The 16,054-nt window shown below is 49.7% G+C and carries 15 protein-coding genes; 10 read left to right on the top strand and 5 right to left on the bottom strand.

Annotated features, from left to right (window positions below; all coding sequences use genetic code 11):
* Positions 1 to 63: 63 nt before the first annotated feature.
* On the bottom strand, positions 64 to 1,857 hold the full coding sequence (locus CHH53_RS02470) for a M3 family oligoendopeptidase (protein ID WP_095214542.1): 1,794 nt from the start codon (positions 1,855 to 1,857) through the stop codon (positions 64 to 66).
* Between the two features lie 534 nt (positions 1,858 to 2,391).
* Here CHH53_RS02470 and ilvD point away from each other — a divergent pair.
* The 9 genes from ilvD to ilvA all read left to right on the top strand — a co-directional run bounded on the left by ilvD (position 2,392) and on the right by ilvA (position 13,374).
* Complete coding sequence (gene ilvD / locus CHH53_RS02465; RefSeq protein WP_095214541.1) at positions 2,392 to 4,059, top strand: dihydroxy-acid dehydratase; 1,668 nt, start codon at positions 2,392 to 2,394, stop codon at positions 4,057 to 4,059.
* A gap of 327 nt (positions 4,060 to 4,386) precedes the next feature.
* Positions 4,387 to 6,120 (top strand): biosynthetic-type acetolactate synthase large subunit, encoded by a 1,734-nt coding sequence (ilvB, locus tag CHH53_RS02460; protein WP_095214540.1) that lies wholly within the window; start codon positions 4,387 to 4,389, stop codon positions 6,118 to 6,120.
* Positions 6,117 to 6,641 (top strand): acetolactate synthase small subunit, encoded by a 525-nt coding sequence (gene ilvN / locus CHH53_RS02455; protein WP_095214539.1) that lies wholly within the window; start codon positions 6,117 to 6,119, stop codon positions 6,639 to 6,641. The genes ilvB and ilvN overlap by 4 nt, the downstream gene beginning before the upstream one ends.
* A gap of 23 nt (positions 6,642 to 6,664) precedes the next feature.
* Positions 6,665 to 7,711, top strand: a complete 1,047-nt coding sequence (ilvC, locus tag CHH53_RS02450) for a ketol-acid reductoisomerase (protein ID WP_095214538.1) — start codon at positions 6,665 to 6,667, stop codon at positions 7,709 to 7,711.
* Positions 7,689 to 9,230 (top strand): 2-isopropylmalate synthase, encoded by a 1,542-nt coding sequence (locus CHH53_RS02445; protein WP_095214537.1) that lies wholly within the window; start codon positions 7,689 to 7,691, stop codon positions 9,228 to 9,230. The genes ilvC and CHH53_RS02445 overlap by 23 nt, the downstream gene beginning before the upstream one ends.
* A 22-nt stretch (positions 9,231 to 9,252) precedes the next feature.
* On the top strand, positions 9,253 to 10,338 hold the full coding sequence (gene leuB, locus CHH53_RS02440) for a 3-isopropylmalate dehydrogenase (protein WP_095214536.1): 1,086 nt from the start codon (positions 9,253 to 9,255) through the stop codon (positions 10,336 to 10,338).
* 18 nt (positions 10,339 to 10,356) lie between these two features.
* Complete coding sequence (gene leuC / locus CHH53_RS02435) at positions 10,357 to 11,772, top strand: 3-isopropylmalate dehydratase large subunit (RefSeq protein ID WP_095214535.1); 1,416 nt, start codon at positions 10,357 to 10,359, stop codon at positions 11,770 to 11,772.
* A gap of 13 nt (positions 11,773 to 11,785) precedes the next feature.
* Entirely contained in the window at positions 11,786 to 12,370 is a 585-nt protein-coding gene (gene leuD / locus CHH53_RS02430) for a 3-isopropylmalate dehydratase small subunit (RefSeq protein WP_095214534.1), read from the top strand.
* On the top strand, positions 12,367 to 13,374 hold the full coding sequence (ilvA, locus tag CHH53_RS02425; protein ID WP_233134791.1) for a threonine ammonia-lyase: 1,008 nt from the start codon (positions 12,367 to 12,369) through the stop codon (positions 13,372 to 13,374). The genes leuD and ilvA overlap by 4 nt, the downstream gene beginning before the upstream one ends.
* 35 nt (positions 13,375 to 13,409) lie before the next feature.
* Here the strand turns inward: ilvA and CHH53_RS02420 are convergent, their stop codons facing one another.
* Complete coding sequence (locus tag CHH53_RS02420) at positions 13,410 to 13,574, bottom strand: type II toxin-antitoxin system antitoxin (RefSeq protein ID WP_093726782.1); 165 nt, start codon at positions 13,572 to 13,574, stop codon at positions 13,410 to 13,412.
* A 12-nt stretch (positions 13,575 to 13,586) separates the two neighbouring features.
* Positions 13,587 to 14,426, bottom strand: coding sequence for an SPFH domain-containing protein (locus CHH53_RS02415; protein ID WP_095214533.1), 840 nt, complete (start codon positions 14,424 to 14,426; stop codon positions 13,587 to 13,589).
* Positions 14,427 to 14,552: 126 nt separating this feature from the next.
* On the opposite strand from CHH53_RS02415, the gene CHH53_RS02410 reads away from it, so the two are divergent.
* Positions 14,553 to 15,341 (top strand): serine/threonine protein kinase, encoded by a 789-nt coding sequence (locus CHH53_RS02410; RefSeq protein ID WP_095214532.1) that lies wholly within the window; start codon positions 14,553 to 14,555, stop codon positions 15,339 to 15,341.
* Here CHH53_RS02410 and CHH53_RS02405 read toward each other — a convergent pair.
* Together CHH53_RS02405 and CHH53_RS02400 are read right to left on the bottom strand one after the other, a co-directional pair.
* On the bottom strand, positions 15,338 to 15,559 hold the full coding sequence (locus tag CHH53_RS02405) for a hypothetical protein (protein WP_095214531.1): 222 nt from the start codon (positions 15,557 to 15,559) through the stop codon (positions 15,338 to 15,340). The two genes, CHH53_RS02410 and CHH53_RS02405, sit on opposite strands and share 4 nt — an antisense overlap.
* Before the next feature lie 94 nt (positions 15,560 to 15,653).
* The gene (locus tag CHH53_RS02400; protein WP_095214530.1) at positions 15,654 to 16,010 is read right to left on the bottom strand and encodes a thioredoxin family protein; all 357 of its coding nucleotides are present in this window, start codon (positions 16,008 to 16,010) and stop codon (positions 15,654 to 15,656) included.
* Between the last annotated feature and the right edge of the window lie 44 nt (positions 16,011 to 16,054).

Genomic DNA, 16,054 nt, shown 5'->3' with positions numbered 1-16,054 from the left:
TTTTTCTATCTTACAGACAAAAAGATTGCAGAGAAAAACAATTCCTCTGCAATCTGCCCACTATCACTCTGCAGTCAATCTTAAGAATTCCTCGATATCCCGCTTGCATACCTCTATAGCTTTCAGCCAGAATGCCTTCCGGGTCAAATCCTCCTGTAAATGCTTCATTGCCAAGTCTTCCACCGTCATTCGACCAGTATCCTTCAGCAAAGCATTGTAGGAGCGTTCAAAGTCTGCCGGATTCTCGGCAGCTTTTGCATAGATACCCGTACTGAACAAGTAACCGAATGTATACGGGAAATTATAGAATGGTACGTCTGTTGCGTAGAAATGCAATTTGGACGCCCAGAATGTCGGATCATATTCATCAAGCTGATCATTATAAGCTTCTTTCTGAGCTTCCACCATCAACTCACGCAGGCGAGCTGCCGATACGAGCCCGTTTTTGCGTTCTTCATAAAATCTTGTCTCGAATAGGAATCGGGCATGGATATTCATGAAGAAAGCGATACTGCGCTGAATTTTTTCCTCGATCAATGCGATTTTTTCTTCCTTCGTTTCAGCTTCTTTTACCGCAGCATCCGAAACGATCAGTTCCGCCAAAGTGGAAGCTGTCTCTGCTACGTTCATCGCATACTCCTGATTCAGCTGTTCCACATCGTTCATCGCATAGCTATGGTAAGCATGGCCCAGTTCATGGGCAAGCGTCGATACATTGGAAGCAGTTCCGCTGAATGTCATGAAGATACGGCTTTCTTTTTTGTCCGGGAAGCTGGTACAGAAGCCGCCAGGACGTTTGCTATTACGGTCTTCCGCTTCGATCCAGCGCTTCTCGAATGCTTGCTGTGAGAAATCAGCCATCTGGCTGCTATATGTGCGGAAATGCTTGACGATGAAATCCGCAGCTTCATCATAAGAAACATGTTTCGTTGCAGAGGAGAGCGGCGCATCGATATCATACCAGCTCAGTTTTTCCAAGCCTAAAATCTCCGCTTTGCGCTGCAAATATTTTACGAAGGCATCCTTCTCATCCGTGATTGCTTCCCACATAGCATCCAGAGTTTCCTGGGACATGCGGTTATAAGCCAGCGGTTCTTTCAGCACGTTGTCCCATTTACGGTGTTTGTATGTCTGCAGACGGAAGCCAGCCAGATGGTTGAGCGTTTCAGCAAAGAAGTCTTCCTTCCCTGTCCATGCTTCCTGCATTCTGGAAAACACGTGCTGACGGACTTTCCTGTCAGCGGCATCAAGTTTATTGGCGGCTTGGCCGACGGAATAATATTTTTCCTCCCCATCGATTGTCAATGGTACTTGGATGCTGCCGACAATCGTGTCATACATGCTTCCCCAGCCATGGTAGCCATCAATGGCCAAATCATTGAGCAGTACTTCCTGCTCAGGATCCAGCTTCTGTGCTGCCTCTTTTTTGCGCTCATCCAGGATGAACGCATAATTGATCAATTCAGGCTGCTCAAGCAGCTGCTCCCATGTCTGCTGCGGCACTTGTGTAATGACTCTATCGACACCGGTAAGCGTACCGCTGTAAGCCGCCACCAGTTCATCTTTCTTCCCGGACCATTGCTTTGCTTTCTTATCCGTCACATCCTGTGCCACCAGGCACTCGACGAATGCAACGACCTCAAATACGTGTTTTGCCGATGATTCCCATTTCTTCAGGATACGCACCAAGCCCTCCGTATCCTCCCCTTGCTCGGGAACCTGGAAGGATTCAAGAGCCTGCTTCCATTCACTTAAGGCTTGTTCTGCTTTCCCTGCATATTCTGCCAGCGCAGGAGAATTGCTTCCTCCAGGAAAAATCACATCCAGATTCCATGTTTGTCCATATTTATTTGTCATATGTATACCTCCCTTGAACTACCTTTTCTATTATACGCTTCGCCATATTGACTGAAAAGTTTTAGTGTTCGATATTTTTCGTCACAATTGAAATTCAGGGCACAATCAATCCCATCCTAAAGAACCTGTCGACCCATGCCTCCTTCAAATCAATATGTTTCCAACCTGCTTAGGATGCGATGAGAATGCGTTTTGCCGGGATGATACATTGTCTGATCTTTATCCCTAAAATATTCCCATATATATCCAAATGGATATTTCGTTGAAAGCAAGGGCTATAAAAAAGTTTTTTGCCAGATTATCTAACAAACAATCCCCAATACCAGCGTATTGGTAACGCTTTCAATTAGTTTGAATGATTTAAAGAATCTGAAAATTTATCCAATTAGCTGTTGACCTAGCTTTGGTTAGGCGTTATGATAACTGACAATCAATCAAATAAATGAATTTTCTAATTATTTAATCCATTTGTTTTTCGCATTCAAAAACATAAAGAAAAAGAGAACTTTTGCAGCTGGGAGGTGTTTTGATTCCATGCGCAGTGACATGATCAAAACAGGGATTGACCGAGCTCCGCACCGCAGTTTGCTTCATGCGACCGGGGTAAAGACATCAGATTTGGGAAAACCATTCATTGGTGTATGCAACTCTTACATCGATATCATTCCAGGACACATGCATCTGAACAAATTTGCCGAAGTAGTAAAAGATGCGATCCGCCAAGCAGGCGGGATTCCTTTCGAATTCAATACAATCGGAGTGGATGACGGGATTGCCATGGGCCATATCGGCATGCGTTACAGCTTGCCAAGCAGGGAGATCATTGCCGACAGCGCCGAGACCGTCATACAAGCGCACTGGTTCGATGGCGTCTTCTATATACCGAATTGCGATAAGATAACACCCGGCATGCTGATGGCAGCAGCCAGGACGAACGTACCTTCCGTCTTTGTTTCGGGAGGACCGATGGAAGCCGGGATTAGTCCTGATGGCAAGCCGCTGAGCCTTGTGTCCATGTTTGAAGGCGTAGGCGCCGTGCAAAACGGTACAATGACCGAACAGGAATTGGCGACGATCGAAACACTGGCTTGTCCGACTTGCGGATCTTGCTCGGGAATGTTCACTGCAAATTCGATGAACAGTTTGATGGAAATGCTCGGCATGACAGTGCCTGGAAATGGGACACTGCTCGCTACATCCGACGAGCGTCATGAGCTGATTTATGAAGCAGCCCGGCATTTGATCCGACTTGTCAAAGAAGATATTCGTCCACGCGATATCTTGACGAAAGAAACCTTTGATAATGCTTTTGCCTTGGATATGGCCATGGGCGGGTCGACAAATACCGTCCTCCATACAATCGCGATCGCTCATGAAGCCGGCATTGAATACAATCTGGCAGATATCAATAAAATTGCCGAAAAGGTTCCTTACCTATCCAAAATCAGTCCTGCATCCGATTATTCCATGCACGACGTCCACCTGGCCGGAGGGGTCAGCGCAATCATCAACGAGCTCTGCAAAATCGACGGACTTCTTCATAAGGAGCGGATTACCATTACCGGTAAGACGATAGCCGAGAATGTGGAAGACTCCGAAATCTTGAATAAAGAGGTCATCCGCCCGCTGGATAATCCATATAGCCCTGTCGGCGGACTGAGTGTCCTGTACGGCAATCTGGCACCGGACGGCAGTGTGATCAAGGTCGGGGCTGTGGATCCTTCCATCAAGAAATTTCTCGGGGAGGCGATCGTCTTTAATTCACAGGACGAGGCGCAGGAAGGAATCACCAATGGGACTGTGCAGGCCGGCCATGTCGTTGTCATACGCTATGAAGGTCCAAAAGGCGGCCCAGGGATGCCGGAGATGCTTTCCCCTACTTCCGCCATTGCCGGCCGCGGCTTGGCAAAAGAGGTTGCCCTCATCACAGACGGCCGCTTCTCGGGTGCCACTCGAGGTATCTCGGTGGGTCATATCTCCCCCGAAGCTGCCGAGGGCGGGCCGATCGCTTTCGTGGAAAATGGCGATCCTATCCTCATCGACTTGGAAACACGCAGCATTGAATTACTCGTCGATGAAGCTGTCCTTGAAACACGCCGCCAAAATTGGAAACAGCCGGAGCCAAAAATCAAATCTGGCTACCTGGCGAAGTACGCAAAGCTTGTTACATCCGCCAACACTGGCGGTGTGATGAAAATATAACCAACACGAAGACGGGACCATAGTGACGGAGGCATTATATTCACAGAGAGCCGGGGATGCTGGAATCCCGGCAATATAATCCGTCATCTCTCCTCCCTGAGCGCTGAGCTGAAAATATAACAATCAGTAGGCTGAGCCAGGTGTACGGCACCTGTTATCAAAACGGAGCTGATATTGATCGGCTCCATGAGGCAGCTTACCGTAAGGGAGCTGTGAACTTGGGTGGTACCGAGAAAAGCAAAGTCTTTTTTCCCCATTTCTTGCTGAATTGCTTGAATGGAGAAAAAAGGCTTTTTTATATATCAAAAACTACTGGAGGGATAAAACATGAAGGTGAAGGCACAAGCCGTACAGGAAAGAAAGCCTGCAGCCAAAGCTCCCAAAACAGGTGCAGATCTGTTCGTCGAGGCATTGCAGGCGGCTGGAGTCGATACGATTTTTGGCTATCCGGGAGGGGCCGTGCTTCCGATTTATGATGCTTTGTATCGGGCAGAACCACGGTTCCAGCATATCTTGACCCGACATGAACAAGGAGCCATCCACGCTGCCGAAGGTTATGCCCGCGTCTCCGGAAAGCCCGGGGTCGTCATCGCAACATCAGGACCTGGTGCAACGAATCTTATCACCGGAATCGCCGATGCCATGATGGACTCCCTTCCCCTTGTCGTATTCACAGGTCAAGTCGGCAGGAGCGTCATCGGTACCGATGCATTTCAGGAATCGGATGTGATTGGCATCACCACTCCGATCACCAAGCATAATTATCAAGTCCAACGGCAGGAGGATATGCCCCGGATCATCAAGGAAGCATTTTATATCGCCACAACCGGGCGGCCGGGACCTGTTGTGATTGATATCCCGAAAGATATCTCCGGTGAGGCTTATGCCTCTTCTGCTGACGTGGGTGACATCCACCTTCCAGGCTATCAGCCGACAACGAAGCCCAACAGCAACCAAATCACAAAGCTTACCCAAGCGATTGTACACGCAAAACGCCCGGTTCTTTTAACAGGGGCAGGTATCCTGCATGCCAAGGCATCCGAAGAAATCCATGCCTTTGCCAAACGGTTCCAGCTGCCCGTCGCCTCCACCCTGCTTGGCCTCGGTTGCTTTCCGGCCAGCGATGATCAGTTTCTCGGCATGGCAGGGATGCATGGGACATATGCCGCAAACCGCGCCCTGTATGAATGCGACCTGCTGATCAATATCGGTGCCCGATTCGATGACAGGCTTACTGGCAACCTGGAGCATTTTGCCCCGCAGGCAACGATTGCACATATCGATATCGATCCGGCGGAAATAGGCAAAATCATCCCTACGGCCATCCCTGTGGTGGCGGATGCAAAAGCAGCGCTGCAGGCACTTCAAGCAGCAGAAGCCGAAATACCAGACATTCAGTCCTGGCGCGATCATTTGCAGCAATACAAGGAAGAATTCCCGCTTTGGTACAATAACCCGGCGCAGGAACTCATACCGCAATGGGTGATGGAAGCTGTCCACAAGGCAACAAAAGGAAATGCCATCATCACGACGGACGTCGGACAGCACCAAATGTGGGCAGCGCAATATTACGGATTCGATCAGCCAAATCGCTGGGTGACATCCGGCGGACTGGGAACAATGGGATTCGGTTTCCCTGCTGCCATCGGAGCCCAGCTGGCAAGTCCCGACAGTACAGTCATCAGCGTGGTCGGCGATGGCGGATTCCAGATGACGATGCAGGAGCTTTCCGTGCTGCAGGAAAGGAAGCTCCCGGTCAAGGTCTTGATAGTCAATAACCAAAGCCTTGGTATGGTAAGGCAATGGCAGGAATTCTTCTATCAAGAGCGATACTCTGAATCACTGCTTGATATCCAGCCTGATTTTATCAAGCTGGCGGATAGCTACAGCATCAAGGGTATCCGTCTGGAGACACAGGAGCAGCTTATTGCAGCTCTCCCCTCCATGCTTCAATCAGACGAAGCCGTCGTGATCGACTGCCGAGTACTGCGGCAGGAAAATGTATTCCCGATGATAGCACCCGGAAAAGGACTGCATGAAATGATTGGAGTGAGTCGATGAAGCGAATCATTACCGCCACTGTCCAGAATAGAAGCGGCGTACTGAACCGGATAACCGGTCTGATGCAAAAAAGGCAATTCAATATCGATAGTATCTCTGTCGGCAAGACAGAAGTGGAGCAAGTCAGCCGGATGACATTCGTCGTCGAAGTGGAAGACATGCAGAAGCTGGAACAGCTCACAAAGCAGCTTCACAAGCAAATTGACGTCCTGAAGGTAGCCGATATCACCGATAACGCCATTGTCGCCCGGGAGCTGGCACTGGTGAAAGTCGTGTGCCCACCTGCCAGCCGGAATGAGCTCCAAAGCATCATTGCTCCTTTCCGTGCAAGTGCGGTCGATATCAGCAAGGACAGCATGATCATTCAAGTAACAGGCGACACGGATAAGATCGAGGCTTTCCTCGAGCTGGTCCGTCCATATGGTATCAAGGAATTGACAAGAACCGGAGTCACGGCCTTCCTGCGTGGGCATCAGCCGCAAGCTGCGGATGGAAACACGTATTCACTTATAACCAATTAAACATGGAGAGGAATGAATGAACAATGGCAAAAGTCATCTATCACAATGATATTCAAGAAGAGGTTTTGAGAGGAAAGAAAATCGCGGTGATCGGTTATGGTTCCCAAGGTCATGCCCATGCACAGAATTTGAAGGAAAGCGGATTCGATGTGGTGGTCGGCGTTCGTCAAGGTAAATCCTGGAATCAGGCAGCCGAGGATGGACATGATGTGCGATCTGCATCGGAGGCAGCTCAAGCCGCGGATATCATCATGATGCTTGTACCGGATGAACTTCAGCCCGCCATCTATAAGGAAAGCATCGAGCAAAACCTGGAGAGCGGGAATGCCCTGGTATTTGCCCATGGCTTCAACGTTCATTTCAATCAAATCACACCTCCATCGGATGTGGATGTATTCCTGGTCGCTCCAAAAGGACCGGGCCATCTTGTTCGCCGTACTTACACGGAAGGAGCCGGTGTACCTGCCCTATACGGTATCTACCAAGACGTGACCGGGACAGCGAAAGAAACAGCACTTGCTTATGCGAAAGGCATCGGAGCAGGCCGTGCCGGCATCTTGGAGACGACATTCCAGGAAGAAACCGAAACAGATTTGTTCGGGGAGCAGGCTGTCCTTTGCGGCGGGCTTACCAGTCTTGTCAAAGCGGGCTTTGAAACATTGACAGAGGCTGGCTATCAGCCGGAGGTTGCTTACTTCGAATGTCTGCATGAATTGAAACTGATCGTCGACCTCATGTATGAGGACGGTTTGGAGGGCATGCGCTACAGCATCTCTGATACAGCACAGTGGGGTGACTTCGTTTCGGGACCGCGGGTTGTCAATGATGAAACGAAAGCCCGTATGAAAGAAGTATTGGAAGATATCCAAGACGGGACATTCGCCAAAGGCTGGATCTTGGAAAACCAAGCCAACCGCCCGCAATTCAACGCAATCAATGCGAAGGAAACAAACCATCAGATCGAAACAATCGGCCGTGAGCTCCGTGAATTGATGCCATTCGTCAAACAAGGAAAGAAAAAACAATCCGCTGAGGAAGTGATTGTCCATGGCTCAAATAAAATTTTTTGATACAACGCTTCGGGATGGTGAACAGACTCCAGGAGTCAACCTGAACAAACTGGAAAAGCTTGAGATCGCCCGTCAGCTGGAACGCCTCGGAATGGATGTATTGGAAGCGGGCTTCCCCGCTTCCTCCGAGGGCGATTTCCTCGCTGTCCAGGAAATTGCCCGGACAATCAAGACGACAGCTGTCACGGCATTGGCACGGGCAAAGAAAAGCGATATCGATATCGCCTGGGAAGCATTGAAGGATGCGGAGCAGCCACGACTCCATGTATTTTTGGCCACCTCCCCTATCCATATGGAATACAAGCTGAAAAAAACACCGGAGGAAGTACTGCAGACGGCTGTCGACATGGTCACTTATGCCAAGAAACGATTTCCGATCGTCCAATTTTCAGCAGAGGATGCCTCCAGATCGGAGCTGCCTTTTTTGGCACGAGTCACAGAGGCCGTCATCGATGCTGGTGCCACAGTCGTGAATCTGCCTGACACTGTAGGTTATGCTGCCCCGGCCGAGTATGGGAAAATGTTTGCTTATATGAAGGAACACGTTCGAAATATAGAAAAAGCAGATCTGTCCGCACATTGCCATGATGATTTGGGAATGGCAGTCGCCAACAGCATAGCAGCAATCGAAAGCGGTGCGACTCAAATCGAAGGCACGGTAAACGGTATCGGCGAACGTGCCGGCAATGCCGCACTTGAAGAGATAGCGGTTGCCCTTCATATCCGGAAAGATGCATATCAGCACTCCTCCCGCCTCGTCCTGCATGAAATCAAACGAACGAGCAGCTTGATCAGCAAATTGACGGGGATGACAGTGCCAGGCAATAAAGCAATTGTCGGAGACCATGCATTCGCCCATGAATCCGGCATCCATCAAGACGGGATGCTGAAGCATGCCAAAACGTATGAAATCATTACGCCCGCACTTGTAGGGATGAATGCTACCAATCTGGTACTCGGTAAACATTCCGGACGGCATGCGTTCAATACGAGAGTCGCAGAAATTGGATTCATGCTTGATGAGACACAGCTGCAGGAAGCTTTTGACCGCTTCAAGCGTCTGACAGATAAAAAGAAAGAAGTAACGGATGAGGACCTTTTCACCATCGCACTGGACATCCAGACAAAGCATGACCCTGTGAAGATATATGAAGTGAAAGCCCTTCAAGTGACGATGGGACCGCAAAATTTGCCGACAGCTACCATTGCCTTGCAGACACCTGAGCAAGGGATCAAGGAGACCGCACGCACGGGGCATGGAACCGTGGAAGCTATTTACAATACATTGGCAGCCTTGATCGATGAAGAAGTGACATTGATGGACTACCGTATCCATTCAGTCGGCAAAGGAGAAGATGCGCTTGCCGAAGTCCATGTTCAATTGCAAGTCGACGGCGAAGACTATACCGGCCGCGGCACGGCAAATGATGTCTTGAAAGCTTCCAGCCATGCCTTTGTCAACGGTGTCAACCGCGCTTTGCGTGCTGCAACGCTGAGAAAAGTGCAAGCTTTAATCTAATCTGACCTGGAGAGTGCTGATCATGCAAAAGAAAATCGTACTGCTACCGGGAGATGGCATCGGGCCTTCTGTGACAGAGGCAGCTGCTTCTGTCCTGCTGCGGGTTGCCGACATTTTCTCCCACACTTTTACTTTCGATGAAAAAAATATCGGCGGCGCTGCCATTGATTCATGCGGGGAACCGCTGCCTGCAGATACACTCCAGGCTTGTCAAGGAGCGGATGCCATTTTACTCGGAGCCGTGGGAGGACCCAAATGGGACCGGCATCCTCCTCATCTGCGGCCGGAAAAAGGACTGCTGCAGCTGCGCAAGGGCTTAGGCCTCTTTGCAAACCTGCGTCCTGTCAAAACCTTCCCCTCTCTGCTTGCCAGCTCTCCGCTCAAGCAGGAAATCGTCGCAGGAAGCGATTTATTGATTGTAAGGGAACTGACAGGCGGGCTATATTTCGGGACCCCGAGCGAACGCCGCAACGAAGGGCAGACGGTTGTCGACACCCTTCATTATGAAAGGTATGAGATGGAGCGGATAGTCGAAACCGGTTTCCAAAGTGCCATGCTTCGGAATAAACGTCTCGCTTCCGTCGACAAGGCGAATGTACTGGAATCCAGCAAGCTATGGCGGGAAATCGTCGATGAAAAGAGCAAGGATTATCCCGAAGTGACCGTGGAGCATATGCTTGTTGACTCAACTGCCATGAAACTCATTACCAATCCAACCTACTTTGATGTCATCGTCACCGAAAACCTTTTCGGCGATATCCTGAGCGATGAAGCATCCGTACTCACTGGATCACTCGGCCTCCTCCCTTCAGCCAGCTTACGGGAGGATACACTTGGCCTTTACGAGCCAGTCCATGGCTCCGCTCCGGATATAGCCGGTAAGGATATTGCCAATCCGCTTGGCACCATCCTCTCGGCAGCGATGCTCCTTCGCTACTCCTTCGGCATGGAAAAAGAAGCAAAGGCCGTGGAGAAAGCTGTGGATGAAGTGCTCGAAAGCGGATACGGAACCCAGGATATGCAAGGGAATCCGGAAACAATCGTCGGTACAGAAAAAATGACCTCCCTTGTCATCGATCAGCTGATGACAGCAAAAGTAAGTTCGTAAGGAAAGGACTTGAGAACAATGGAGAAACCGAAGACGATCATCGAAAAGATATGGGAAAAACACACCGTTGTACAGGAGCCTGATAAGCCGGACCTCATGTATATCGACTTGCATCTTGTGCATGAAGTGACCTCCCCCCAAGCCTTTGAGGGGCTGCGCCTGGCAGGCCGGAAAGTGCGGCAGCCGGAGCGGACATTTGCAACTGTCGATCATAACGTACCGACGATACATAGGTCGGTGATCCGGGATGAGGTTGCGCGTAAACAGATGGAAACACTAAGGTCCAATTGTGCTGAGTTCGGCATCCGTCTAGCCGATATCGACCATCCGGATCAAGGTATCGTGCATGTCATCGGCCCGCAGCTCGGACTTACACAGCCTGGCAAAACAATCGTCTGCGGCGACAGCCACACCTCCACCCACGGAGCCTTCGGTGCCTTGGCCTTTGGCATCGGTACAAGTGAAGTGGAGCATGTCCTTGCGACCCAGACACTTTGGCAAAATAAACCGAAGACGCTGAATGTGCACATCGAAGGCACCCTTGGAACCGGCGTGACAGCCAAGGATCTGATTTTGGCTATCATCGGTAAATTCGGCGTCAAATTCGGCACCGGCTATGTACTCGAATACACCGGTGAAGCCATTCGGAACCTGTCGATGGAGGAACGGATGACAATCTGCAATATGTCGATTGAAGCAGGGGCGCGAGCCGGCTTGATAAGTCCGGATGAAACGACATTCGAATACCTTCGCGGCAGGAGATACGCCCCGGAGGGCCCTGCTTTCGAAGCAGCCGTTTCCGAATGGCGGCAGCTTGCCACCGATGAAGGTGCAGTCTATGACCATACGGTGCATTTGGATGCATCAGAAATCGAACCGCAGGTGACTTGGGGGACGAACCCAGGTATGTGTCTGCCGATATCGGCAAATGTGCCGGACCCGGCACTCATCGAGGATGAGGACGAACGGGCAGCTGTCGAGCAAGCACTGGCATATATGGGATTGGAGCCGAACCAGCAGCTGACTTCCATCGAAATCCAGCATGTTTTCATCGGCTCCTGTACAAATTCACGCATCACGGATCTGCGCAAGGCAGCAAGTGTCATCCGGGGAAGAAAGGTTCACCCTGCAGTCCGCGCCATGGTCGTTCCAGGTTCCTTCACTGTCAAGATGCAGGCGGAGCAGGAAGGGCTGGATAAGGTTTTCAAGGACGCAGGCTTCGAATGGCGGGATGCAGGCTGCAGTATGTGCCTGGCAATGAATGATGATGTCGTGCCGGCAGGCGAGCGCTGCGCTTCGACTTCGAACCGGAATTTCGAGGGGCGGCAAGGTACCGGTGCCCGCACCCATTTGGCCAGCCCGGAAATGGCGGCAGCGGCAGCTATCGAAGGAAGATTTGTCGATGTCCGGCAAATTGCGGCACCAACTGTCTAAGGAGGGATGGAAAATGGAACCGATCCATACACATAATGGACTTGTCTACCTGCTTCCAAAGCGCAATGTCGACACGGACCAAATCATACCGAAGCAATTCCTGAAACGGATAGAGAGATCTGGTTTCGGACAATTTCTTTTCTATAATTGGCGATTTGATGAGAAAGGCCAGCCACGGCAGGACTTTACATTGAATCATCCGAAATACAAAGGAGCGTCCGTTTTGATTGCCGGTGATAATTTCGGCTGCGGATCTTCCCGCGAACATGCTCCTTGGGCGCTATTGGATTATGGTTTTAAAGTGATCATCGCACCTAGCTTTGCAGATATCTTTTATAATAATACGACCAAGAATGGCATACTGGCCATCAAACTATCCGAGGAAAAAGTAAACTACCTGCTCAAACAGGCAGAACAGGATAAATTTATCCTCACGATAGATTTAGAAAAACAGAAAGTCTATGATGGGCTGGGGTTCCAGGCAGTCTTTGACATTCCTGCATATAATAAGCATATGCTATTGAATGGACTGGACGAGATCGGCATCACCTTGACCTATGCCGATCAGATAGCACAATTTGAACAGACACATAATTGAAGGAGCGTGAAGGCTTTGGGGATTGCTTAAGTCAGAAAAAAATACAAGCAGCTGCAGACTTTTTGAAGGATTTGGTACATCATACACCGATCAGGACCTCCACGACGCTTGACAGGCTCTTGGACAGGAACATTTATATGAAGATGGAGAACGAACAGAAATCAGGCGCATTCAAAGTTCGAGGTGCCTGCTTCAAGATCGGCAGTATGAAGGAAAATGACGCTAAACGAGGTGTCATCGCGGCTTCTGCAGGCAACCATGCGCAAGGCGTTGCTTTAGCAGCTGCAAAACGCGGCATCACAGCTAAAATCTATATGCCGATCCATACACCGAAGCCGAAGGTGGAAGCAACAAGGAACTATGGTGCAAAAGTCGAGCTGGCAGGCGAAACCTTCCAGGAAGCGCTACTCGCCGCCCAAAAAGAGCAGGAGCAAACAGGAGCCACCTTCATCCATCCTTTCGATGATGTGGATATCATCGCCGGACAGGGTACAATCGCAGTGGAAATGCTGGCAGATCAGCCAAATCTCGACTGCATCATCGTTCCGATCGGAGGCGGCGGGCTCATCAGCGGTATCGCTTTTGCCGCCAAGCAAATCAAGCCTTCCATCCGGATAATCGGTGTGCAGACGGAGGCAGCCTGTGCAACTTATCATGCATTCCACAAACATCTGATACCATCCTTAACTTGCACGACCATCGCGGAGGGCATTGCCGTCAAGGAGCCGGGCAAGGTAACGATGCCATTGATCCAACAATATGTGGATGATGTCGTCACTGTTTCGGAGCATGATATCGCAGCTGCCATCCTGCAGCTGCTCGAGCGGCACAAAACACTTGCAGAAGGAGCCGGCGCTGCTGCCTTTGCAGCCTTGATGCGCCATCATCAGCGTATACAGTCCAAGCATTGCGGTATCGTCATCAGCGGTGGGAACTTCGATCTTCAAAAGCTGTCTGGGCTGCATGAACTCACAATGCATCTCCCCGCCAACAGCATGGCATAAAAAAAGAAAGAGCAGGAAGCATGATGCCTCCTGCTCTATTTTTCTTTTTCCGGCTTCAGTCTGCCAGCTTGCTTCAGCTGTTCGCGAAGCAAATATTCAATCTGAGCATTCACACTGCGAAAGTCATCGTCTGCCCATTTCTGTACCATATCATAGATTTCCTGGTTGATACGCAACGGAAAACTCTTTTTCTTCGCCATAACACCCCTGCTTTAATACAGTGATCCATTGTTTACGACGGGCTGTGTCCCGCGGTCGGAAACAATGGCCACCATCAAATTGTTCACCATCTGCGCCTTACGCTCCGGATCCAGCTCCAGTTCGCCATCATTCAAAGCTTCAACAGCATCCATCGACATACCGACCGCCCCTTGGACAATCATCTTACGAGCTGCGATAATCGCAGCAGCCTGCTGGCGCTGCAGCATTGCCTGGGCAATTTCGGTTGAATATGCCAAATGAGTGAATCGTGCTTCCATCACTTCCACTCCCGCTTCATTCAGGCGTGCTTCCAGTTCCGCTTGCAGCTTACCAGTGATTTCATCCCCATTCTCGCGCAGGGAGATGCCCGTTTCAGTGAAATTATCGTAGGGATAGTTGGAAGCGATATGCCGGACGGCAGTCTCGCTTTGGATAGCAACAAATTCTTCGTAATCATCCACGTTGAATGCCGCTTTCGCTGTATCAATTACACGATACACAATCACTGCAGCGATTTCAATCGGATTACCTTCTACGTCATTCACTTTAAGTGTCTTGGAATTGAAGTTGCGGATACGCAATGTGATCCGCTGTCTGGTTGTAAGTGGAATAGTCAGGAACAAACCATTGGCTCGGATTGTACCGACATACTTCCCGAAGAATGTCACGACGTAGGCTTGATTAGGGGGTACAATGACGACGCCGGTTACCAGCAGTACAGCAACCATGAACAACAGGATAGCCGGGATGATCGCCTGCTGCACCAAACTGAATACACCTGCACCAGCACATATGAGGATGATCAGTACACCTAGGAACCCATTCAAGGCAGCTGCTTGTTTTTCTTTCATACACGTCACTCCTACATTTTTATATTAAAGTGATATCACTTTAATATTATTATATATTCTGACAACAGACTTTGCAACACGCAGACAAGCCTATATACTGAAAATAAAAAAGAACGGGGTTTTTACATGTTCTATCACGCTTTCAGACCTTTTCGCCTGCTGCACCGCTATCTTGTCGATAAAACATATCCTCAAGGAGCTTCCATTGCCGAAAGATACCGCGTCATCCGCAAACTCGGCTCCGGCAGCTACGGAACGACTTATCTTTGCGAAGATATCGTGCAGCAGCAAACATGTACCGTGAAACAGCTTCGCCGCAGCCGACAGAAACGAAAGAAATACTTCCGCATGTTCCAGCAGGAATACGAATTGCTAAAAGAATTGGATCATCCTTCCATTCCAGCTTCTTCCTCCTTTTTCCACACGGATGACGGCTACTTTTTTGTCATGGATTTCGTTGCTGGCGAGAATCTGGAACAGCACATATTCGATACAAAAAAACAATATCGTGAAAAAGAGGCACTTGAGCTGACCATCGATATAGCAAGCATTGCTGCCTATTTGCATGATCGCCGCATTTACCACGGTGACATCCGTATCCCAAATGTCATGCTGGCAGATGGACATGCCTCGCTGATCGACTTTGGGCTGGCCAGGCAGTTCTGCGGCCCAAGGACCACGGCTGAACAAAATCGTCTGGAGCAGGATCTGTTCGATTTAGGGGATATTCTGCTTTATCTTCTATACACAACCTTTGAGAAAACCAATCAAAAAGCCCTTCCATGGACGGAAGAGCTTACTTTATCAAATGCATGCAGACATGTTCTTGAAAGGTTATTGGGCATCCGGGAACCATTTCGTTCCACCTCGGAAGCAATCGATGCGCTGGAAAAAGCAAAAGAAGCAGCAGATTAACTGCTGCTTCCGTATCCCCGGCGCTTGTAACGGCTGCTGCCGCCATAGCGATTACGGCCATATCCACTGCTGCCGCTCGAGCCATAATGCCTTCTGCCGCGATGGCCGCTGGAATCATAACGGCGGCCTCGATAGCCGCTGGAGTCATATCTTCTGCCACGGCGATGACTGCTGCCGCCGCCGGATTCTGTTATTTTACGGATGAATTTTTTGAACATAGATTTACCTCCCGGAAAGGAACTAGTCCATTTACGAAAATCATATCATCTTCGTTGCAGAAAGTATGTTTCTTTACAAAGTCTTAATAATTTGTCAGTGAAATGAAATGAGCTTCTCCAGTTTTGCTTCGAAATCCTCCATCCGGATAAATCTGCCTTCCCTGATCTGTTCCTTCCCCTCGTCGAATACCAAAATAGTCGGGGCGCCGAATGCCAGGAATCTGCCTGTCACTTCCTGCACCTCGCCAGCATCGATATATCCAAGCTGTACATTTGGATACTTTTGCAGCATTTCCTCCATACGAGGCAGCAAAGCTTCACAAACACTGCACCCCGGCGAGGAGATGAACAAGACTGCAAGTCCATTGCCATTGATGAATTCTTCTGCGGCCTCGATGCTTTGCAGCTTCACTCGTATCACCTGCTTCTTTTTGGTTCTTTTCTCCATCATATAGAATGATACCCCAGTTGGCGAATGATATGATATAGTAGGAT

Origin of the sequence: Terribacillus sp. 7520-G, assembly GCF_002271665.1 — a bacterium.
In the GTDB taxonomy this organism is placed as follows: domain Bacteria; phylum Bacillota; class Bacilli; order Bacillales; family Amphibacillaceae; genus Terribacillus.
The sequence above is the reverse complement of the archived record's forward strand: the minus strand, read 5'-3'. Positions and strand labels throughout refer to the sequence as shown.

Bases quoted from the DNA above. Each gene is read 5' to 3' on its own strand.
- CHH53_RS02470 (WP_095214542.1), bottom strand. From the start codon at position 1,857: ATGACAAATAAATATGGACAAACATGGAATCTGGATGTGATTTTTCCT.
- ilvD (WP_095214541.1), top strand. From the start codon at position 2,392: ATGCGCAGTGACATGATCAAAACAGGGATTGACCGAGCTCCGCACCGC.
- ilvB (WP_095214540.1), top strand. From the start codon at position 4,387: ATGAAGGTGAAGGCACAAGCCGTACAGGAAAGAAAGCCTGCAGCCAAA.
- ilvN (WP_095214539.1), top strand. From the start codon at position 6,117: ATGAAGCGAATCATTACCGCCACTGTCCAGAATAGAAGCGGCGTACTG.
- ilvC (WP_095214538.1), top strand. From the start codon at position 6,665: ATGGCAAAAGTCATCTATCACAATGATATTCAAGAAGAGGTTTTGAGA.
- CHH53_RS02445 (WP_095214537.1), top strand. From the start codon at position 7,689: ATGGCTCAAATAAAATTTTTTGATACAACGCTTCGGGATGGTGAACAG.
- leuB (WP_095214536.1), top strand. From the start codon at position 9,253: ATGCAAAAGAAAATCGTACTGCTACCGGGAGATGGCATCGGGCCTTCT.
- leuC (WP_095214535.1), top strand. From the start codon at position 10,357: ATGGAGAAACCGAAGACGATCATCGAAAAGATATGGGAAAAACACACC.
- leuD (WP_095214534.1), top strand. From the start codon at position 11,786: ATGGAACCGATCCATACACATAATGGACTTGTCTACCTGCTTCCAAAG.
- CHH53_RS02420 (WP_093726782.1), bottom strand. From the start codon at position 13,574: ATGGCGAAGAAAAAGAGTTTTCCGTTGCGTATCAACCAGGAAATCTAT.
- CHH53_RS02415 (WP_095214533.1), bottom strand. From the start codon at position 14,426: ATGAAAGAAAAACAAGCAGCTGCCTTGAATGGGTTCCTAGGTGTACTG.
- CHH53_RS02410 (WP_095214532.1), top strand. From the start codon at position 14,553: ATGTTCTATCACGCTTTCAGACCTTTTCGCCTGCTGCACCGCTATCTT.
- CHH53_RS02405 (WP_095214531.1), bottom strand. From the start codon at position 15,559: ATGTTCAAAAAATTCATCCGTAAAATAACAGAATCCGGCGGCGGCAGC.
- CHH53_RS02400 (WP_095214530.1), bottom strand. From the start codon at position 16,010: ATGATGGAGAAAAGAACCAAAAAGAAGCAGGTGATACGAGTGAAGCTG.